The sequence below is a fragment of the Streptosporangium becharense genome (assembly GCF_014204985.1).
Lineage (GTDB): Bacteria > Actinomycetota > Actinomycetes > Streptosporangiales > Streptosporangiaceae > Streptosporangium > Streptosporangium becharense.
Map to the genome: position 1 here is coordinate 3,368,196 of NZ_JACHMP010000001.1, position 19,392 is coordinate 3,387,587.

At 72.7% G+C, this 19,392-nt stretch carries 17 protein-coding genes; 4 read left to right on the forward strand and 13 right to left on the reverse strand.

The features are described from left to right. Positions 1–194 precede the first annotated feature (194 nt). Positions 195–1,343, forward strand: coding sequence for a sensor histidine kinase (locus F4562_RS14515; protein WP_184537700.1), 1,149 nt, complete (start codon positions 195–197; stop codon positions 1,341–1,343). Between the two features lie 10 nt (positions 1,344–1,353). Next, entirely contained in the window at positions 1,354–2,031 is a 678-nt protein-coding gene (locus F4562_RS14520; RefSeq protein WP_184537699.1) for a response regulator, read from the forward strand. Here F4562_RS14520 and F4562_RS14525 read toward each other — a convergent pair. Together F4562_RS14525 and F4562_RS14530 are read right to left on the reverse strand one after the other, a co-directional pair. Then, on the reverse strand, positions 2,028–3,434 hold the full coding sequence (locus F4562_RS14525) for an O-antigen ligase family protein (protein ID WP_311733804.1): 1,407 nt from the start codon (positions 3,432–3,434) through the stop codon (positions 2,028–2,030). The genes F4562_RS14520 and F4562_RS14525 overlap by 4 nt on opposite strands. A gap of 3 nt (positions 3,435–3,437) precedes the next feature. Continuing rightward, positions 3,438–4,253: a hypothetical protein gene (locus F4562_RS14530; RefSeq protein ID WP_184537697.1), complete on the reverse strand. Its 816-nt coding sequence runs from the start codon at positions 4,251–4,253 to the stop codon at positions 3,438–3,440. A gap of 185 nt (positions 4,254–4,438) precedes the next feature. On the opposite strand from F4562_RS14530, the gene F4562_RS14535 reads away from it, so the two are divergent. Beyond that, entirely contained in the window at positions 4,439–5,311 is an 873-nt protein-coding gene (locus tag F4562_RS14535) for a DUF6492 family protein (protein ID WP_221206093.1), read from the forward strand. Here the strand turns inward: F4562_RS14535 and F4562_RS14540 are convergent. After that, a complete protein-coding gene (locus F4562_RS14540; RefSeq protein ID WP_184537690.1) occupies positions 5,301–6,320 on the reverse strand; it encodes a hypothetical protein in 1,020 nt (339 codons plus the stop codon). The genes F4562_RS14535 and F4562_RS14540 overlap by 11 nt on opposite strands. A 460-nt stretch (positions 6,321–6,780) precedes the next feature. Between F4562_RS14540 and F4562_RS14545 the strand changes: the two genes are divergently transcribed. Further along, positions 6,781–7,998, forward strand: coding sequence for an acyltransferase family protein (locus F4562_RS14545; protein ID WP_311733803.1), 1,218 nt, complete (start codon positions 6,781–6,783; stop codon positions 7,996–7,998). A gap of 128 nt (positions 7,999–8,126) precedes the next feature. Here the strand turns inward: F4562_RS14545 and F4562_RS14550 are convergent, their stop codons facing one another. The 10 genes from F4562_RS14550 to F4562_RS14595 all read right to left on the reverse strand — a co-directional run bounded on the left by F4562_RS14550 (position 8,127) and on the right by F4562_RS14595 (position 19,390). Further along, the gene (locus F4562_RS14550; RefSeq protein WP_184537688.1) at positions 8,127–9,032 is read right to left on the reverse strand and encodes a glycosyltransferase family 2 protein; all 906 of its coding nucleotides are present in this window, start codon (positions 9,030–9,032) and stop codon (positions 8,127–8,129) included. Positions 9,033–9,048: 16 nt separating this feature from the next. Further along, positions 9,049–10,647, reverse strand: coding sequence for an oligosaccharide flippase family protein (locus F4562_RS14555; RefSeq protein ID WP_311733802.1), 1,599 nt, complete (start codon positions 10,645–10,647; stop codon positions 9,049–9,051). Positions 10,648–10,707: 60 nt separating this feature from the next. Continuing rightward, complete coding sequence (locus tag F4562_RS34950; RefSeq protein ID WP_311733801.1) at positions 10,708–12,027, reverse strand: hypothetical protein; 1,320 nt, start codon at positions 12,025–12,027, stop codon at positions 10,708–10,710. Then, positions 12,024–13,403: a DUF4910 domain-containing protein gene (locus F4562_RS14565; protein WP_311733800.1), complete on the reverse strand. Its 1,380-nt coding sequence runs from the start codon at positions 13,401–13,403 to the stop codon at positions 12,024–12,026. The genes F4562_RS34950 and F4562_RS14565 overlap by 4 nt, the downstream gene beginning before the upstream one ends. Next, positions 13,393–14,433 (reverse strand): NAD-dependent epimerase/dehydratase family protein, encoded by a 1,041-nt coding sequence (locus tag F4562_RS14570; RefSeq protein ID WP_184537686.1) that lies wholly within the window; start codon positions 14,431–14,433, stop codon positions 13,393–13,395. Before F4562_RS14570 ends, F4562_RS14565 begins: the two co-directional genes overlap by 11 nt. Before the next feature lie 7 nt (positions 14,434–14,440). Beyond that, a complete protein-coding gene (locus F4562_RS14575) occupies positions 14,441–15,091 on the reverse strand; it encodes a PIG-L deacetylase family protein (protein WP_184537684.1) in 651 nt (216 codons plus the stop codon). Beyond that, a complete protein-coding gene (locus F4562_RS14580; protein ID WP_246473433.1) occupies positions 15,088–16,005 on the reverse strand; it encodes a sugar phosphate nucleotidyltransferase in 918 nt (305 codons plus the stop codon). Before F4562_RS14580 ends, F4562_RS14575 begins: the two co-directional genes overlap by 4 nt. Beyond that, on the reverse strand, positions 16,002–17,237 hold the full coding sequence (locus F4562_RS14585) for a class I SAM-dependent methyltransferase (protein WP_184537682.1): 1,236 nt from the start codon (positions 17,235–17,237) through the stop codon (positions 16,002–16,004). Before F4562_RS14585 ends, F4562_RS14580 begins: the two co-directional genes overlap by 4 nt. A gap of 204 nt (positions 17,238–17,441) precedes the next feature. Beyond that, positions 17,442–18,326, reverse strand: a complete 885-nt coding sequence (gene rfbD / locus F4562_RS14590) for a dTDP-4-dehydrorhamnose reductase (RefSeq protein ID WP_184537680.1) — start codon at positions 18,324–18,326, stop codon at positions 17,442–17,444. After that, on the reverse strand, positions 18,323–19,390 hold the full coding sequence (locus tag F4562_RS14595; protein ID WP_184537678.1) for a glucose-1-phosphate thymidylyltransferase: 1,068 nt from the start codon (positions 19,388–19,390) through the stop codon (positions 18,323–18,325). Before F4562_RS14595 ends, rfbD begins: the two co-directional genes overlap by 4 nt. Between the last annotated feature and the right edge of the window lie 2 nt (positions 19,391–19,392).

Consider the following 19,392-nt stretch of genomic DNA (forward strand, 5'->3'; position numbering starts at 1 on the left):
GGTTGCGTGTCGTTGCGAGGAGGACCCTCTCGCGGTCAGGTACGACGGCGCGTCAGCCATCGCGCACCGTGACGGGTCCCCGCTTCGGTGGAGCGGATCCCGGCCGGGTCCACTGTTCGACGGACCTGATGAGCTGCGGGGGTCCCCCATCCGGGGGAGTCGGCGGATTCCGGCCGCGACTACGATCGGTGGCCATGACGATGACCCGGCTGAGGGACGCGCGCATCATTCCGCTGGTGTTCGGCCCCCTGGTCGGCGCGCTGGCCGTGCTGGAGACCGAGTTCGACGACTTCTTCGGCGCCGCCTCCACGGCCGTCTCCCTTTCCGGGGTCGCGATGGGGGCCGGCCTGATGGTCGCGGCCTGGTGGCCGCTGGTCGGCACGGTCATCGCGGCCGGCTGCCTGCCGGTGGGCGTGTTCGTGTTCGGGGCGCCGGGGGTCGGTGGCGCGGCGATGGTCGGCATGATCGGAGCGGTCGCCTGGGCGGGCTGGCGTGAGCCTCCGCGCCGTTCGGCCGTGGCGCTGTGCGTCGCGGGAGCGTCCTTCGTCGGCGCGGCGCTCGTCGGAGCCTCACCGTGGGAGCTGTTCTTCGTGCCGTCGGTCCTGCTGCCGGGCTGGTCCATGGGGCTGTTGGCCCGGCGCAGCGGCGAGCGGGCCGTCAAGCTGGCCGAGCTGGCCGCAGCCCTCGACGCGGAGCGCGAGGCCAACGCCCAGGCCGCGGTCGCACAGGAGCGCACACGCATCGCCCGGGAGGTGCACGACGCGGTCGCGCACTCGGTCAGCGTGATGACCCTGCAACTGGGCGGGTTGCGCCGGATGCTCGCCGACCAGCCGGTCGAGCAGGAGATCGTGGCCGGGCTGGAGCGGCTCGGGCGGCAGACGGTGGAGGAGATGCGCGGCCTGGTCGGCATCCTGCGCGAGCGCGTCGACGGGGAGAGGCCGGCTCCCATGCCGTCGCTGGCCCGGCTCGACGAGCTGATCGCGGATGTCCGCGCCGCCGGTCTCACGGTGACGCTGGACGCCCCGGCCGACCTGCCCCGGTTGCCACCGGTGCTTGACCTCACCGCCTACCGGGTGCTCCAGGAGGCCCTGACGAACGTGCTGCGGCACGGCGCCGCCGCCCCGGCCGCGGTCGCCATCGGCTGCACCGATCAGGCGCTCACCGTGGAAGTACGCAACGGGCCCGGACCCGGGCCGCACGGGCCGGCGGGGAAGCGAGCCGGTCACGGCCTGGTCGGCATGCGGGAACGGCTGGCGATGGTGCACGGCAGCCTGCACACCGGTCCCGAGCCGGACGGCGGCTTCATCGTCCGTGCCCGATTCCCCATCCCCCGCACCCGGTAAGGACGACGACATGACGATCTCCGTAGCGCTCGTCGACGACGAGGCCATGATCCGTGTGGGCCTGCGAATGGTGCTCAGCGGCGAACCCGACATCGAGGTCGTCGGCGAGGCGTCCGACGGGGCCGAGGCCCTTGCCCTCGTCGCGCGCACGCACCCCGATGTCGTGCTGATCGACGTGCGCATGCCGCACATGGACGGGCTGGAGGCGTCGCGGCGGCTCGTACGCGACCACCCGGACAGCAAGGTCATCGTGCTGACCACGTTCGACGAGGACGCGCACGTCGCCGCCGCGCTCCGCGCGGGAGTCAGCGGCTTCCTGCTGAAGGTCGCCCCGCCGGAGCACCTGGTCGAGGCGGTGCGGACGGTCGCCGCCGGCGGAGGGCTGCTCGATCCGGCCGTCACCCTGAGAGTGATCGCCGCGTTCGCCGGACAGCCGGACCCCGCGCACACCACCGGCCGGGCGGCCGAGCTCGACGCGCTCACCGGCCGGGAGACGGATGTGCTGAAAATGCTGGCACAGGGCCTGACCAACACCCAGATCGCCGCCCGGCTCCATCTGGGCGAGGCAACCGTCAAGACCCATCTGTCCCGGGTCCTGATGAAGCTCGATTTGACCACCCGCGTCCAGGCGGTCGTCTTCGCCTACGAGAGCGGGCTGGTCCGCCCCGGAGAGGAGAGGCGGCCCTAGGCGGCGAGGCCGCGGACCCCGTGGACTCCGCGGAGCAGCGATCCGGCGGCTCCGATCAGCAGGAACGCCAGGCCGGTGACGACGGCGAAGGAGAGCAGGTCGAAGGTGGCCGCCCCGATCAGCGGGACCACCATGCAGGCGGCGAGGGTGAGCCCCAGGTCGCGGGTGCCGGGGTCGGGGCTCAGCCGCCGGACGCGCAGCCCGGCGTAGATCGCGCAGGCGAACACCGCGACGACCGCCGCGACGCCGATCAGCCCGGTCTCCACCGTCGAGAGGATGTACTGGTTGTCGAAGACCTGGTGTTTCGGGGCGTACCAGGTGCCCGCGCCGCGACCCAGCCACGGATGCTTGGCGATCTCTTCGGCGGCGACCTCGTAGTCGTGCGTGCGGTAGCGGATGCTGTCGTCGTTGCCCAGGTTCGCGAACAGGCCGTAGAACGTGCCGAGCAGGCCCGGAACCATGATCCTCATCAGGACCAGGAACACGGCGACGACCGCCAGCGCCCGCAGCCGCCGCCGGGCGGGCCATCCGGCGAACAGGACCGTGGCCGCCCCGGCCATTCCCAGCACCGCCGACCGGGAGACCGAGAACATCAGCCCCATGCCGATCAGCCCGGAGCACAGCCACCAGCGCAGATCCGGTTCGGCCCGCTCCCGTGCCCGGAAGCCGTAGTGGACGGCGATCGGGAGCAGCATCGCGCAGACGACGCCGAACTCGATGGGGTGCCCGGTGGTGGCGGCGACCCGGCGCAGGTCGGACCGTTCGGTGATGAAGCCGTCCTCGGAGGTGTAGCGGAGACCGGGTAGCTCCAGGTACCGGGTGAGGTCGAGGTCGAGCAGGAACTGGCAGGCCCCGATCACCGAGATCACCGCCCCGGCCACCACGACGGTCCGCAGGACGACGTCGAGCCGGTCGGCGCCGCGGACCCCGTCGCACACCATGAGCGCCAGCCCGACCTTGGCCACCAGCAGGACCAGCGCGTGATCGGCGAGGTTGAGCTCGTCGGAGGGCAGGTGACCGTAGGTGGCGTAGCCGTAGGTGGCCGTCATCGCGGCCAGGTACATGAACAGGAAGGTGCGCACCGGGTTGCGGCCCTTGACCATGCCGAGGGTCAGGGTGAAGTGCGCGCACAGCCACAGCAGGGCGGCGGTCAGCGCGACCAGGCTCGCCGGGGTGATCGACAGCGGCAGCCCCCGGAAGACCATCCGCGCCGGGACGAGCAACAGGGCCACGGCGAAGACGCTCACCAGGGTGGCGCCATCGGCGCGCCGTCGGGGAGGCAGCGGGGGCGGCGGTGAGGACCTGGAGAACCGCCGGGAGAACGGGAGCGACCGGCGGGAGGTCGACGGGGAGGACGAGCGGGAGAGCGGCGGCGCCTGCGCCGAGGAGGATCGGGAGGCCACCGGTCATCCCTCCGCGGGCGGACGGGTGACGGGCGGGCTGGCGGGCGGATGGACGGCGGGCGGATCGGCGGCAGGTGGGTGAACGTCGGTCGGGCGGACGGGCGGGTGGACGGCGCTCGGGCGGACGGGCGGGCGGACGGCAGGTGGGCGGACGGCGGGCGGGCGGACACGTGCCGCGCGGCGGTGGAGCACGCTCTCGACCGCGAAGCAGGCCCACAGGCTCGCCATGAGGCCCAGACCCGCCGCCGCGGCGACGGCGCGGAGCCTGCGGCCCCGCTGGGCCACCGGGGTGGTCGGTGGAACCGCCTCGTAGGTGGTGATGTAGGTCGCCCGCGGGGCCCGCACCGCCTGCTGCCGGTGCTCAAGCTCGGTCCGTGCCCGCGCCAGGACGCGCCGCACCATGTCCTGGGCGTCCGCCGCGGTGGTGCCCTCGCCCTCGACGAACAGGAACGGCCCGGTGGCGAGCGACTCCAGGTTGCTGCCGCCGTTGGTGACTTTGAAGGTGGCCCCCGTGCCCGCCGCGGCGCCGAGTTCGGCAGCCATGTCCGGCGTGCCCATCGCGGCGATGAGGATCGAGGCGGACACGCTGAGCCCGTGGTCGAAGTGGAGCATCGGGTTGCTCAGGCCGTTCGGGATGTCGGGGTTGGCGGGCAGGCTCCCGCCGGTGGCCGGGGTGGTGAGGATGAGCACCGCGCTGGAGACGTAGGTCGTCGGGACCGTGGAGTAGACGCCCGCGGCAGCGGCGACGGACAGCGCGAACACCGGCAGGAAGACGTACCAGCGCCGGAACACGACGAGGACCGTCCCCCAGAAGTCCATGCGGTTCCTTCCCGAGCGGGCGGGCCGGAGCCCGCCGATGGTCATCGCCCGCACCGGGGCGGGGTGTTACTCGAAACAGGTACGGGATTACCAGGAATGTAGACCGTAACGAATTATCTGCGGCAACGATAGTGAATGCGGGTGATTCGCGACCATCGACACCGGACGACTGGAGCCCGTTTTCCATGACCGATCTGGCCGTCATCACGCCGACCCACGGGCCCGACGCCGAACTCTTCGCCGATCTTCACAAATCCATCCTGGAATACACTTCCGACGACACCGTCCATCATGTGATCATCTCTCCGGCCTGGAGGGACATCTTCGCCAAGTACGCCGGGTCACGGTGCAAAATATGGACATATAATGAACTCCTTCCGAAATACTACTTCCGGTTGGCTCCATACCCTTTATGGGTGAATTCGCGACGGCCGTGGCCGCCGGTCCGCGGCTGGGTGATGCAGCAGACACTCAAGATCGCGCTGACCGCGGAACTCGACGCCGCCGCCGTGATGGTCGCCGACTCCGACGTGGTGCTGGTCCGGCCCACGACCGCCGCCAGCTTCACCGTCGGCGGGCGGCTCTGCCTGCACCGCGAGGAGGGCGGCGTGACCCCCGGCATGGAGCGTCACATCCTGTGGCACCGGGTCTCCCGGGAACTGCTGGGCCTGCCCCCGGCGCCCCCGCCCCCGCTGGTCGACTACGTGACCGCGCTCAACTTCTGGACCCCCGCCACCGCCCGTGCCCTGCAACACCGGGTGAGCGAGACCACCGGCCGGCCCTGGCTGGACGCCTTCAACTCCCGCCTGCACATCTCCGAGTTCATGCTCTACGGGGTGTTCGTCGACGAGATCCTGGCCGCGTCGTGCCCGCCGCCTTCCAACACCACCATCTGTCACAAGAACTGGCAGCGGACCCCGCTGGACCGGGAGGACGCCCTGGCGTTCGCCGACCGTCTGGGTCCCGACGCGGTGGCGATGATGATCTCCGCGAAGTCCGGGACACCCTACGAGGTGCGGCAGGCGGCCATCCGGCGCTGCGCCGAGATCACCCGCTGACCCGCCCCAGGGGGTGCGGCCCGGCGTCGTCCGACCGGCGCTCCCCGTTCCCGTTCGCCCCGTCCGGTTCGTCCGAGCCGTTCGATCCGGCCGGCCTGTCCGATCCATCCGGGCTGCCCGATCCGGCCGGCCCGTTCAGCCCGCGCGGCCGTCCGTCCACGCCGTTCGATCCGCCCGTCCCCTTCAGCTCGTCCAGCTCGTCCAGCGGGGGGTAGACGGTGATGGTGTCGGCGCCCGTTCGCACGTCGTCCTCTTCCGGCTCGGGAGGACCGGCCTCCTCCGTCCCCTCGGGGGTTTCCTCCCGGCTGGACGGACTCCCCGCCGGAACGGTTCCGGGCCCGGGACCGGGGGATATGCGGGTTCGCGGGCCGGAGACGGCGCCGGGCCGGGAACCGGGGGCGGAACGCATCTGGACCAGGGCGTACGCGAGGGCGATGCCGCCCAGGGCGACCAGGGACAGAGCGCCGCCGGCCGCGGCCAGTTTCCCCGAGAGCCGTGCCTCCGGGGCGGCGGAGGCCACGTCGACGACAGAGATGAAGGTGGAGCGCGGTGCCCTCAGCTCGTCCTGGCGGGCGGCCAGCTCCTTCCGGATGCGCTCCTTGGCCCGGTCGACCACGTCCCGGGCGGCGGCGGCCGATCCGCTGCGCGCCTCCACGTAGACGAACGGTCCGTTGGTGCTGATGCCCAGCAGGTCGGGGTTGGTACGCCCGTCGTTGATCACTATCTCGGTGCCGCCCTCCGCCGCACCCAACTCGGCCGCGATCTGCGGGGTGTTCATGGACAGGATGAGGATGCCCGCGGTCACCCGGAGGCCGTCGTTGAACTGGAGCAGCGGGTTGGTCAGCCCCAGCGGCCTGGTCGAGTCGGTCGGGAGCGTTCCACCGGTCGTGGGAGTGGCCAGCACCAGGGACGCGGAAGCGACATATGTGGCGGGTACCAAGAAATAGGTCAGCGTAGCCGCCACGAGCGCGAGCAGCGCGACCGGGGGACCGATTGTCCGGCGTTTCACGAGCCGCGATATGGCCCGCCAGAAATCCATATATCTCCGCCCCTCATTCATGACGGAGCACCGTCACCCCCGCGACAATACAGTTGCCAATCGGAGAACGCGGACTTCCTGTTACGAAGTTCCTCCCGGCCGGGTGGGAAATCCCGTCTCACATTCATCCCTGGATGTTACGTCCGGCTCATATATGACGATAGACCCGTCGACGGTCCGGAAAAGGGCGGGTGCCCGCGCCGGGCGGAGACGGGGGTTGAACCGGATGGAGTCCTCCGAGAGCCGCGTCCGGCACGACCCGGCCGATGATCCGGTCCTGGAAGGGCCCTCCGCGGCGGAGCCGACGGACGAGGCGGACCGAACAGGCCGGGCGGGGAACGACCGGACGCGGAACGGCCGGGCAGGTCACCCCCGGACGGACCGGCAGGACGACATAGCGGAAGAGACCCGGACAGGCCGGGAAGACAGGGTGGATGACACCCGGACGGACCGGCAGGACGACCTGGCGGAAGAGACCCGGGCAGGCCATCCCCGGGCGGACCGGGAAGGCGGCCGGGCGACCACCGGGCGGGGCAGGCTGGCGGGGCTGGACGGGATCCGCGGAATCGCGGCGCTCTTCGTCATGGTGCACCACTGCTGGCTGCTGTCCTTCCCCGGCTATCCCGAGAACACCGGCCCGGCCTGGCTCGGCTGGCTGCTCTACGGGCATTTCGCGGTGGTGGTGTTCATCGTGCTGTCGGGCTTCTCCCTGTCCGTCTCCCCCGCGCGTTCCGGATGGCGGCTGGGCGGGGTACGCCGGTTCGCCCGGCGGCGGGCGTGGCGGATCCTGCCGCCCTACTGGGCCGCGCTGGCCTTCAGTCTCGCCGTCGCCTGGACCCTCGTCGAGCAACCCGGTGAGGGACCGCCCACGGCCACGTCGGTGGTCGTGTACGGGCTGCTGCTGCAGGACGTGTTCGGCGCGCCGAGTCCCAACGGCGCCTTCTGGTCCATCGCGATCGAGGCGCAGCTCTATCTGGTCTTCCCGCTGCTGCTGACGGTGGTGCGCAGGGCCGGTGCGGCCGTGATGCTGGCGGCCGTCACCGCGGTCGTGGCGGCAGTGGGGGTGCTGGCCCCCGTCTCACCGGCCGTCGCGGTGCTGATGCGGCTGACCCCCCAGTTCGCCGTGCTCTTCGCGGTGGGCGTGGTCGCGGCGGGCGTCCTCGGCGCGGGTGAGCGGGCCCGGCGGGTGCCCTGGCACTGGATGGCGGCCGTGGCCGCGGCACCGGTGGCGGTGGTGGTCGCCGTCCGGGGCTCGGTGTGGACGGTGGGGCACTACTTCTGGGTGGACATCGCGCTCGGCCCGGCCGTCGGGCTGCTGCTGGCCGCCGTCGCCACCGGGCGGCCCGCCCTCCTCGTCCGGTTGCTGGAGCTGCGGCCGGTCCGGCGCCTGGGCTCCTTCTCCTACACGCTCTACCTGATCCACGCCCCGATCGTCGTCGCGATCCACCAGCTGGTGGTCGCCCCGCGACTGCCCTCCGGTTCCGCTGCGCTCGCGGGGTTCGCGGTCACCCTGGCTCTGGCCGCGCCGGTGACCCTGCTCGCGGCGTGGCTCTTCGCGGCGGTCTTCGAACTGCCGTTCCAGCGCCACCGCACCTGGCCCGAGCTACGCGCGGCGGCACGGGCCAGGCTCCGGCCCCGGCGCGGGTAGGCGACACGGCCCCGGCCCTCCCGGCGGCCGGAAAAAACGACCCCGCCGCCCCGATGCCCGGGACGGCGGACCCGGCCCCCGATGCCCGGGACGGCGAACCCGACACCCCCGACGGCGGACCCGGCCCCTCAACGGCCGCACGCGCGGGCCCCGGGTGCCAGCCCGGCGGCCAGCCGAACGAGCTTGCGTCCGCGGTGCGCCGCGGTCCGGCGCTGGCGGCGCGCGTACATCCGGTGCGCGGCGGCGCGGGCACGGCGGAGCTGGTCCGCGCTGAGCCCGGAGTCGCGCAGCCAGCGGAGGATCTCCAGATACTCCAGGGTGGAGGAGAAGTGCGCCTGCCAGGCGGGCACGCCGAGACGGCGTCCCACCGCGCCGATGCGCTCCAGCTTCCAGTTGCGGTGCGCCAGCACCTCGGGGACATGACCCCAGGGCCCGGCCAACGCGAGTTTCGCCGCGAACACCTCGTCCTCGCGGAGCATGTTGCGCCGCGGGATGGCGACCACGGGATCACGCCGCATCAGCCCGTACAGCGGGTCGATCAGCAGGTGACTCTCGTTGAGCATGTGCAGCATCTCGCCGAAGCGCTCGACCGGGTCGTCCGAACGCAACCGCGCGCCGTCGTAGACGCCGCTGGTGGTCACCCCGTCCGGGCCGGTGTAGGCCACCTGCGTGGTGACCAGGATGAGGCGCTCGTCCTCGGCGAAGACCCGCAGCGAGCGGGAGACGCAGGTGGGCGCCAGCCGGTCGTCGTCGCCGACCCAGCGCAGGAACGTCCCCCGGGCGAGCCGCCCGGCGTGGACGAAGTTGTTCAGCAGTCCGACGTTCCGCGGGTGCCGGTGGTAGGTGATCCGGCGGTCGGAGGCCGCCAGGTCACGGCAGCACTCCTCGGTGGCGTCGGTGGAGGCATTGTCGGAGATCACCAGCTGGAGGTTCTCGTGGTCCTGCGCCAGCACCGACCGCACCGCACCCTCCAGCCGGGCCGCGCCGTTGCGCACCGGCAGCGCGACGGACACCAGCGTGTCGTGATCGGTCATGGGGGTTCCTTCCGGTTCAGCGGGAACGCGCGGGGACGAGGTCGGTCATCCGGTCACCCAGCCGTCTCAGGACGGCGCGGGGCACCACGACCAGGACGAAGGCGAGCAGCCCCGCGCCGCCCGCCACGCAGAGCTCGACGAGCGGTATCCCCCCGGTGAGGTGGGACAGGCCCGCCATGACGGCTGCGGCCACCGCGGCACCGGCCAGCGGGCGTACCACGGAGGCGGCGACCGAACCGAGGGCCACACCCGCCCGGTGCAGCGCCAGCGCCGCCAGCGGCAGCGCGACGAGCACGGCCACCGTCGCGTGCGCGACCGCCGCGCCGCGGATGCCGTCCAGGCGGGCACCGGCCGTCAGCGCGGGCAGCATCGCGACCGCCCAGCCCAGGTTGAGCAGGACGGTCGACCTGGTGGCGCCGAGAGAGGCCAGGACGTCGAACGCCAGGGCGGTGAGCATCCGCACGGTCATCACGACCGCCAGGAAACGCAGCACCTCGGCGGAGGGTGCCCAGCGCTCGCCGTAGAGGAAGACGACGACGGCCGGGGCGAGCACGCCCATCAGCACCGCGACCGGCAGCACGACGGACAGCAGCGTCGGCACGGCCCGCCGTACGCCCTCGGAGAGCGAGTGCGGGTCCTCCTCCGCCAGCCGGGAGAAGCCGGGCAGGGCGACATAGCGGACGGCGGTGCCGACCAGGCCGGGAACCCAGCTGGAGATGTTGAAGGCGAGCAGGTAGAAGCCCAGTTGCACGGGTCCCAGGGCGTCGCCGACCACGACGGAGTCGGCGTTGAGCAACACACCCTCAATGCCGAGGCTCGCGCACAGCGGCAGGCCGAAGACCAGCAGCCGCCGGGCCACCGCGCGGTCGAACCCGACGCGGAACGGCAGCCTCGCCAGGAACGTCACCAGCACCCCGGTCACGCAGGCGCCCGCGAGCTGGCCCCAGGCGAAGCTGAAGGCCCCGGCCCCACCGGCGGCCAGCGTGATCGACACGGCGGCGTTGACCGCGAAGCCCGCCAGGTTCGCCATGGCCAGCCGGTCCTGCTCGAACCTGCGCAGCAGCGCGGCGCTGCGCACGGCGGTCAGCCCGTAGACGAGGTTGGTGGCCGACAGCACCCGGATCACCCAGGTGGCGTCCTCGCTTCCGGACAGCCGGGCGAAGTAGGGGGCGATCACCCAGAAGATCCCGTACAGGGCGGCGCTGGAGGCGACGGCCAGGACCGTCGCGGTCGGCGCCATGTCCTCCAGCTTTCCCCGCCACTGCACGGTGGCCGCGATGACGCCGGCGTCGTTGACGTGGATGACGAGCTGACTGGCGGCCAGCGCGATGGCGAAGACGCCGAAGTCCTCGGGCACCAGCAGGCGGGCGAGCACCAGGCTCATGACGAACGAGCCCGCCTTCATCACCAAGTTGCCCAGCAGGCTCCACCGCAGTCCCCGGCCGACTCGCCGCCCGAGCTCACCCATCGGCCCGGCGGCGGCTCCCTCCGGCCCTGCGGCCCCCTCCGGCCCTGCGGCGGCTCCCTTCGGCCCGTCGTTCCCGGGGATGCCGTCCGGCGGGTCCGCCGCCCGGTCGGCCGTCCGGCCCGTGTCCCGGTCCCGCTCGTCTCTCACGTGCCGTCCTCCGCCCGCCGGTCGGCCCCGGCGGTCACCGGGCCGTCCTCCGCCCACTGGTCAGTCCCGGCGGTCACCGGGCCGCACGGTGTCATCGGGCCCCGCAGCGGAACCGGGCCGCGCGGCGGGGTCGGACCACGAGGTGGTACCGGGTCCGGCGGCGGGGTCGCCGACCCGTTCCAGCCAGATCTCCCGCCAGAAGGGGACGAACTGCCGGGGGCAGCCCGCGCTGTACGCGCCCGTGCAGACGACGCCCTCCAGGGTCACCGACGGGGTCCTCATCTCCAGCAGCCGCCCGGTCCGCTCGTCGATGCACCGCTCGACCCGGGCGAGCACCCGGGCGACCCGCCCGCAGTGGCGGGACATCTCCTCCTCGAACCCCATCCCCCGGTTGAGCAGGTCCTGGTTCAGGGTCTTGACGATCTCCTCCTTGGACTTGACGCGCACCCACTCCCCCGGCCGCAGGTCGAGCGTCGCGGCCGGTGTCGCACCGGTCAGGCGACCCCGGACGAATCCCCAGCGCAGCCCTCCTCTGATCCGCAGCGGGCGTGGCAGCACGCGCGCGCTGCGGTCCTGGAAGCGGTTGAACAACCCGACGAGGATCGCGCGGAGCGTGAACAGCGGGCCCGCGTTGCCGGTGCGGACGTCCCTGACGTACTGGCCGACGTCCTTGAACGGCAGGCAGGCCGGCGCCGCGCGCAGCAGTTCGGTCGCCTGGCAGGAGAACCGCTCCTCCCCGTCGGGGCCCGGCGGTTTCCTGGTGGCGGCGACCAGGACGGGCAGCAGCGCGCGACCCGCGGCGAGGTCCCCGGGGGTGTCCGCGGCTGTCCCGTCCGGCGGGGCCGCACCGGGCTGGGACGCACCAGGGTGGGCCGCACCGGACTGGGACGCACCGGACTGGGACTCACCGGACTGGGACTCACCGGACGAGGAGTCGGGGCGGGGCTCACCGGACGGGAACGCGCCGGTGGAGCGCGAGCCCGGCGGATCCGCGAGATCCGCGGGAACCGCGGGAGCCGCGGAGTTTGCGGGATCGACCCGCCTGAGCCACGCCTCCTTCCAGTAGAACTGGCAGGCCGTCTGGCAGCCACCGTGTGCCTGCCCGTCGCAGCGGGCCCCGATGAGGTGGACGGCGCGTTCCATCCGGCGCATACCGGTGCGGTTGATGGTGTCGCAGAGCTTGTGCGCGACCTTGTGCACCGTGAGCCGCCGCCCGCAGAAGGCCAGCATCTCCGGCATGAACGGCAACCCCTCCAGCTCACCGTTCCCGTCCAGGGTGGCCATGATCTCGGCCTCGCCGAGCACCTCCACCGTCTCGCCGACCCGCAGGCCGAGCGTCCCGGGGGCCGGGGAGCCGGTCATGGTCCGGAACAGCGTCACAGCGCACACTCCTTGAGCAGTCCCGCGCCGCGCAGCGCCTGGGCCGCGTCGGCGACGGCGGGGAAGGGCAGGTCGGACCGTTCGGCGATGTCGAGGAGGGTGTGCCGCCCATCGGAGAGGTTCAGCACCCACAACATCGCCATCTGGGCCTGCCGCGTGTCGCTGCGTCCGCCCAGGGACCCGTACAGGCCGCGCCTGCCCAGCTGCGGCTCGCCGTAGGGGCTGAGGTTGAGGTAGCGGCGGTTGCCCTCCAGCACCCGGGTGACCTCCCAGCAGGTCTCCAGGGTCTCCAGCATCGCCTCCGGGGAGACGAAGTCCGGATTGTCCGCCGACGTGTGATACTCGGGGTATCCCGCGTACGGGGTGCGGGTGAGGGAGCCGACCGGCAGGTCGAAGCCCGGTGAGCAGAACTGCCGCTCGTCGTAGCCGTACGGGGAGAAGTCGACGATCCCGTGCTCACGCCCGGAGCTCCGCAGCACGTGCCGGACCGCCCGGTCGATCTCGGCGTCGCCGCGCCTGCTGCGCTTGTACGTCAGCGGGCCGCGGTCTCCCGCGCAGGCCAGCACCAGACCGTGCTTGATCCGCTGGGTGCGCTCACGGTTGCGGGCCAGCCAGGTGATCGCGCCGATGGTGCCGGGCGCGAAGAGGAACCGGTAGGTGTACCACGGGTCGGTCTCCGCCAGCCGCGACGCGAGGCCCAGCGCCACCGCGACGCCTGCCAGGTTGTCGTTGGCCAGCGAGGGGTGGCACACGTGGCAGGAGACCAGCACCTCCTCGGCGACCCGGCCGGGCACCACGTGCTCGCCGTAGGTCAGGCTCCCGTCGGACAGCGTGGAGTCGATCACCACCTCGTACGGCCCCGCGTCGAGCCCCTCCAGCGTGTCGTGGGCCAGGCAGAAGCCCCACGTCTCGGCGTAGTAGGAGGTCCGGTACGGGATCAGGCCGGGCTGATCCGGCAGCGTGTGCAGGTGGCCTCGGAGCTCGTCCAGGGTCATGGTGGCCGACACCGGGACGCTGTAGCCGACGACGTGCAGGTTGGACGCCGTGAAGTCGATCACCCGGGTGCCGGAGGCGTCCTTGACGTAGGCGTCGCGGATGTTCCACTCCCTGGGGACCTCCCAGTCGAGGACCCGGGTCCCGGTGGGCACCTCGCGGACCCGCAGCCGCACCGACTCCGCGATGATCTCCAGGGTGCGGCGCACGCCGTCGCCGGTGATGCTCCTGCACAGCGGGTAGAGCCGCTCGACCAGGGCGTGCATCCGGCGCGCCTCCTCCTCGCCCGTCACGGTGCCGCGTCCCGCGCGGTGCCCGTCCCGCGCGGGACGCGGCCCGGTGCGGCTTTCGTCGCGGTTGCCGTCCCGCGCGTCATCCGTCACGGCCGACCGCCCCGCACGGACGCAGCGTGCCGTCGACGGAACCGGCCCGGCGCCGCGCCGACAGCCACGCCAGCCTGGTGTAGCGCTGCCGGAAACCGTCCTCGGTCAGGCCGAACCGCCCGTACGCCTCGACGAGCTGGTCCGCGCCGGCCTTGACCGTCCACAGCGCCGCGTAGCCGGGGAGGGCGGCGCGGATCCGGGAGAAGTCGACCCGGTAGGAACGGGTGTCGCCGCCGGTCTCGCCGGTGATCACGACCCGGGAGCCGGGCACCGCCTCGGCGACCTCGGCGGCGATCTCCGCCACGGTGACGTTGTTCTCCTCGATGCCCACGTTGAACGCCCTGGCGTGCACGGCCTCGCGCGGGGCGGCCAGCGCCGCGGTGAACGCGACCGCGATGTCCTCGGCGTGCACCAGCGGGCGCCACGGGGTGCCGTCGGACAGCACCCGGACCTCGCCGGACAGGACCGCGTGCCCGACGAGGTTGTTCAGCACGATGTCCGCGCGCAGCCGGGGCGAGAACCCGAAGGCGGTGGCGTTGCGCAGGAACACCGGGCTGAAGTCGGCGTCGGCCAGCTCGGCCAGGTCGTCCTCGACCCGCACCTTGGAGTCGGCGTAGGGGGTCACCGGCCGCAGCGGGGAGTCCTCGCCGACCAGGTCGCTGCCGGAGGCGCCGTAGACCGAGCAGGTGGAGGCGTACAGGAAGCGGCGCACGCCCGCGTCGCGGGCGAGCCTGGCCAGCCGCACCGAGGCGCGGTGGTTGACGTCGTAGGTCAGCTCGGGCGCCAGCGCACCCAGCGGGTCGTTGGACAACGCGGCCAGGTGCACCACCGCGTCGATCCCGGTCAGCGCATCCGCCGTGACGTCCCGCACGTCGACCGCGTGGCCGGGCGGGTCGCCGGGAGCGGGGCCCAGCACGCAACCGGCGAAGAGACCGGAGTCGAGCCCGATCACCTCGTGGCCCGCCTCGGCGAGCACCGGGGCCATCACGCTCCCCAGGTAGCCCTGGTGTCCGGTCAGCAGTACACGCATCGGTCGTTCATCCTCCAGCCAGGTCCAGTGTCAGCTTGTTCACGTGGAACGCCTCGGCGTAGCGCGCGTGGCACTCGATCCCGCGGACGCGGGCCAGGCCGAGGAACGCCTCGCGGTCGTACCAGGGGCGATGCCGCTGCGAGGGGTAGTGCCGGTGCAGCAGGTCCGCCTTCGTCTCGGCGATCTCGGGCGTGAGCGGCTGGTAGGCCGTGGGGCGGCCCAGGTCGCCGTCCCACTTGACGATCTCGTAGCCGAGCGCCTGGTGGTCGCGGAAGGCGGTGGGCACCAGCTCGGCCAGACCGCGGTGGTCCTGGTGGGCGTCGCCGCGGTTGGGTGCGAACAGCAGGTCGGGGTCGGTGCGGGCACGCAACTCCTCCACCGCGGCCTTCGCCTCCTCCCAGTGCGCGGGCAGCCGCCCGTCGGGCAGCTTGAGCACGGTGAGCCGCAGGTCGGCGCCGGGGCAGAACGCCGCCAGCGCCGCGTGTTCCTCCTCCTCCCGCTCAGTTCCGCCGCCGGACAGGACCAGGGCGTCCACCCAGAGGCCGGGACGCGCCGAGCAGAGGGTGAGCAGGGTGCCGCCCGCTCCGATGGCGAGGTCGTCGCAGTGCGCGGCCAGCAGCGCGATCCGGCCCGTGGCGGCCGGCCGAAAACGGATCATGTGGACGGCACCACCGTGAGCGCGCGCCGGGACTGGGCGGTCGCGCCGGGCTGGGAGCTCGCGGACGCTCCCGGACGGGACGGCACGGGCGCCTCCGGACGGGACGGCACGGGCGCCTCCGGAGAGGATCGCGCGGACGGCTCGCGTTCCCACAGTGCCCAGGGGCGGTCACCGCGCGAGTACGCCTCGTCCAGGGCGACCCGTTCCTTGACCGTGTCGGTCGGCCGCCAGTAGCCGCGGTGCGGGTAGGCCAGCAGCCGGCCCCGTTCGGCGAGCTCCGCGCAGCCGTCCGCGACCAGGTCGCCGCCCTCCGGGATGTGGTCGAAGACCTCCTGCCGCAGGACGAAGTAGCCGCCGTTGACCCACAGCGGCATCCGGCTGACCGGGGTGATCCCGCCGACCATGCCGTCCTCGCCCAGCTCGATGCAGTGGAAGGTGTCGGAGGGCGGCACCACCATCATCGACGCTCCCGCGTCGGACCGGGCGAACCGGTCGACGATCTCCGGCAGCGGCGCGTCGGTGAGCACGTCGGCGTAGTTGGCCAGGAACATCTCCTCGCCGTCCAGGTGGTCGCGGACCCGGCGCAGCCGCTCGCCGATCGGCGAGGTGACCCCGGTCTGCACGAACGCGATCGACCAGTCGGAGATGTCGGTGGACAGCAGCTCCACCCGTCCCCCGCGCAGGACGAAGTCGTTGGAGGTCGTCTCCTGGTAGTTCAGGAAGAAGTCCTTGATGTGGTGTGCGCCGTACCCGAGGCAGAGGACGAATTCGGTGTGCCCGAAGTGCGCGTAGTAGCGCATCACATGCCAGATGAGCGGCCGGGGCCCCACCAGCTGCATGGGTTTGGGTGCGTCACCGGGTGTGCCGTTGCGCATCCGGGTGCCGTACCCGCCGCAGAAGAGGACGACCTTCACGGGTTCACCTCGACGATCTCCAGGTTGGGGATGGGGAAGACCAGCCGGCCTCCCCATTCGCTGACGTAGGAGAGCTGGCCGACGAGCTCGTCGCGGAGGTTCCACGGGAGCACCAGGACGTAGTCGGGCCGTTCCTCGGCCAGCCGCTCCGGCGGCAGGATCGGGATCCGTGTCCCGGGGGTGAACCTGCCGTGTTTGTAGGGGTTGCGGTCGACCGTGAACGGGAGCAGGTCGGGCCGCACGCCGCAGTGGTTGAGCAGGGTGTTGCCCTTGCCGGGCGCTCCGTAGCCGGCCACGGTCCGGCCCCGGTCGGCCGCGTCGACGAGGAAGCGCAGCAGGTCGCGCCGGACGCGCGCGACCCGCGTGCCGAACTCGGCGTAGCCGGACAGCTCGTGCAGGCCCGCGGCCTTCTCCTCGGCCAGCAGCGCGGCCACCCGCTCGCCGGGCTCGCCGGCGGTCTCGGCCGGTCTGGCCCACAGCCGGATGGACCCGCCGTGGGTGGGCAGCGACTCGACGTCGACGAGGGAGAGTCCGCCGCTCGCCAGGGCACGGCGGGCGGACGCGACCGTGTAGTACTGGAAGTGCTCGTGGTAGATGGTGTCGTACTGGTTGCGCTCCATCAGCGTGAGCAGGTGCTGGACCTCGATGGAGACCCAGCCGTCGTCGGCCGTCAGAGCGCGCAGGCCCCGGGTGAACCCGATGACGTCCGGGATGTGGGCGTAGACGTTGTTGGCCACCACCAGGTCGGCCGGTCCGTGCTCCGCGCGGATCGCGGCCCCGGTCTCCGGGCCGAGGAACGCCGTCAGCGTCGGCACCCCCGACTCCCTGGCGGCCCGGCCGACGTTCTGCGAGGGTTCGACGCCCAGGCAGCGGATGCCCCGCTCGACCACGTGCCGGAGCAGGTAGCCGTCGTTGCTGGCCACCTCGACCACGAACGAGCCGCGGCCCAGCCCGAGCCGGTCGGCCGCGTCGCGCACGAACCCGCGGGCGTGTTCCACCCACGACGCCGAGTACGACGAGTAGTAGGCGTACTCGGTGAAGGTGTCCTCGGGGGTGATCAGCGGTGGGATCTGCGCCAGCCAGCAGCCGGTGCAGACCCGCAGGTGCAGTGGGTAGGTGACCTCCGGCTCCGCCAGTTGCTCCGCGGTGAGGAACCGCTCGCAGGGCGGGGTCGCCCCGAGGTCGACGACGCCGGCGAGGCTCGTCGAGCCGCACAGCCTGCAGGTTGTCATGGACATGCTCCCTCGCCGCGTGCCGCGGCCCGACGGGTGTTCGACAGGGTCGTTCCCGGAGTCGTCTCCGGGGTCGTGCGCGGGGTCGCCTTCAGGGTCCGGCCGCCGGTTCGCGCCGGGGCCGGCCCCTACCGCCGCGATGCCCGGTGCGGCGGGGGCGGGCCGCCGCCGCGGGGTCGCGTCCCCGCGGCGCCGCCCGCGCCGCTAGCCGGGGACGAGCACGCCGGACGCACGCAGCGCCTCCCGCCAGTGCCGCATCGGCGGCAGGCCCGCCCGGCTCCAGCCACCGTGCCCCAGCACGCCGTACGCCGGTCGCCGGGCGGGACGCGGAAAATCCTTGGTGCGGACCTCGTTGACCCGGCCGGTGTCGGCGCCGACCAGCTTGAAGATCTCCACGGCGAGGCCGTACCAGCTCGTCTGACCGGAGTTGGTGGCGTGGTAGATCCCCGGCGGCGCTCCCCCGCCCACCAGGGCGAGGATCCGGCCGGCCAGGTCGCCGGCCCAGGTGGGCTGGCCGATCTGGTCGCCCACGACGTGGACGACCGGGTTCTCCCGCTCCAGCCGCACCATGGTGCGGACGAAGTTGCGGCCGGTCGCGGCGTACAGCCACGCGGTCCGCAGCACGTAGCCGCCGCGCGGCAGCGTCTCCAGCACGGCGCGCTCGCCCGCGAGCTTGGTGCGTCCGTAGGCGTTGATCGGGCGGGCCCACGCGTCCTCCGGGTACGGGTCCAGCGCGGTGCCGTCGAAGACGTAGTCGGTGGAGGGCTGGATCATCCGCGCGCCGAGCCGCCCGCACGCCTCGGCGAGGGCACGCGCGCCGCAGCCGTTGACGGCCATCGCCTCCTCCTCGCACGTCTCCGCGTCGTCGACGGCCGTCCAGCCCGCGCAGTTCACCACGACGTCCGGCCGGCAGTCGGAGACCAGGCGGTGCACGGCGGGGACGTCCCGTAGGTCGAGCTCGTCCCTGCCGCACGCCACGACGGGGTGCCCGCCGGCCCGCAGGCGGCTCAGCAGCTCGGTGGCGAGCATGCCGGCGGCCCCGGTGACCAGCCACCGGCTGGTCGTCACCTCTCGGATGGGCACTGTCATGAGCTGATCTGCACCTTGCTGTGATCGCCCAGCACGAGGCGGTGGGCTCGGGGGGTGACGGGGGCGGGGGTGACCTCGACGTCGTGGCCGATGAGGGACGCCTCGATCCGGGAGACCCCGGAGATCGAGGCCCTCGGCAGGACGATCGAGTACTCGATCTCGCTGCCGGTGACCGCGCAGCCCGCCGCGATGGAGGTGAAGGGGCCGATGTAGCTGTCGCGGACGCGGGCCCCGGCGCCGATGATCACGGGGCCGACGATGCGGGACCGCTCGACCACGGCACCCTCCTCGACCACCACCCGGCCGATCAGCTGGCTCGCCGGGTCGGTCACGCCGTCCACCCTGCGGTCCAGCGACTCCAGCACCAGCCGGTTGACCTCCAGCATGTCGGTGACGTCGCCGGTGTCCTTCCAGTAGCCGGTGACGACGGTGGACTCCACCCGCCGCCCCTCGGTGATCAACCACTGGACGGCGTCGGTGATCTCCAGCTCTCCGCGCCACGAAGGCTTCAGCTCGGCCACCGCCTCATGGACGGCCGGGGTGAACAGGTAGACGCCGACCAGCGCGAGGTCGCTCTTGGGCACGGGCGGCTTCTCCTCCAGGCCGACGACCCGGCCGGCGGGGTCCAGCTCGGCGACGCCGAACCGCCGGGGGTCGGTGACCCGGGTGAGCATGATGTGGGCGGCGGGCCGGTCGCGGGTGAAGCGTTCCACGACGTCGTTGACGCCGCCGACGATGAAGTTGTCGCCGAGGTACATGACGAAGTCGTCGTCGCCGAGGTAGTCACGGGAGACGAGGACCGCGTGGGCCAGGCCCAGCGGGGCGGGCTGGCGGATGTAGGTGACGTCCAGGCCGAAGGCGAGGCCGTCGCCGACGGCGGCCTCGATCTCGGCGTGCGTGTCGCCCACGACGATCCCGGCCTCCCGGATCCCGGTGGCCGCGATGGCCTCCAGCCCGTAGAAGAGCACGGGCTTGTTGGCGACCGGCACGAGCTGCTTGGCAGAGGTGTGCGTGATCGGCCGGAGCCGGGTGCCCGATCCTCCGGCGAGCACGAGCGCTTTCACGG

Bases quoted from the DNA above. Each gene is read 5' to 3' on its own strand.
- F4562_RS14515 (WP_184537700.1), top strand. From the start codon at position 195: ATGACGATGACCCGGCTGAGGGACGCGCGCATCATTCCGCTGGTGTTC.
- F4562_RS14520 (WP_184537699.1), top strand. From the start codon at position 1,354: ATGACGATCTCCGTAGCGCTCGTCGACGACGAGGCCATGATCCGTGTG.
- F4562_RS14530 (WP_184537697.1), bottom strand. From the start codon at position 4,253: ATGGACTTCTGGGGGACGGTCCTCGTCGTGTTCCGGCGCTGGTACGTC.
- F4562_RS14535 (WP_221206093.1), top strand. From the start codon at position 4,439: ATGACCGATCTGGCCGTCATCACGCCGACCCACGGGCCCGACGCCGAA.
- F4562_RS14550 (WP_184537688.1), bottom strand. From the start codon at position 9,032: ATGACCGATCACGACACGCTGGTGTCCGTCGCGCTGCCGGTGCGCAAC.
- F4562_RS14570 (WP_184537686.1), bottom strand. From the start codon at position 14,433: ATGCGTGTACTGCTGACCGGACACCAGGGCTACCTGGGGAGCGTGATG.
- F4562_RS14575 (WP_184537684.1), bottom strand. From the start codon at position 15,091: ATGATCCGTTTTCGGCCGGCCGCCACGGGCCGGATCGCGCTGCTGGCC.
- F4562_RS14585 (WP_184537682.1), bottom strand. From the start codon at position 17,237: ATGACAACCTGCAGGCTGTGCGGCTCGACGAGCCTCGCCGGCGTCGTC.
- rfbD (WP_184537680.1), bottom strand. From the start codon at position 18,326: ATGACAGTGCCCATCCGAGAGGTGACGACCAGCCGGTGGCTGGTCACC.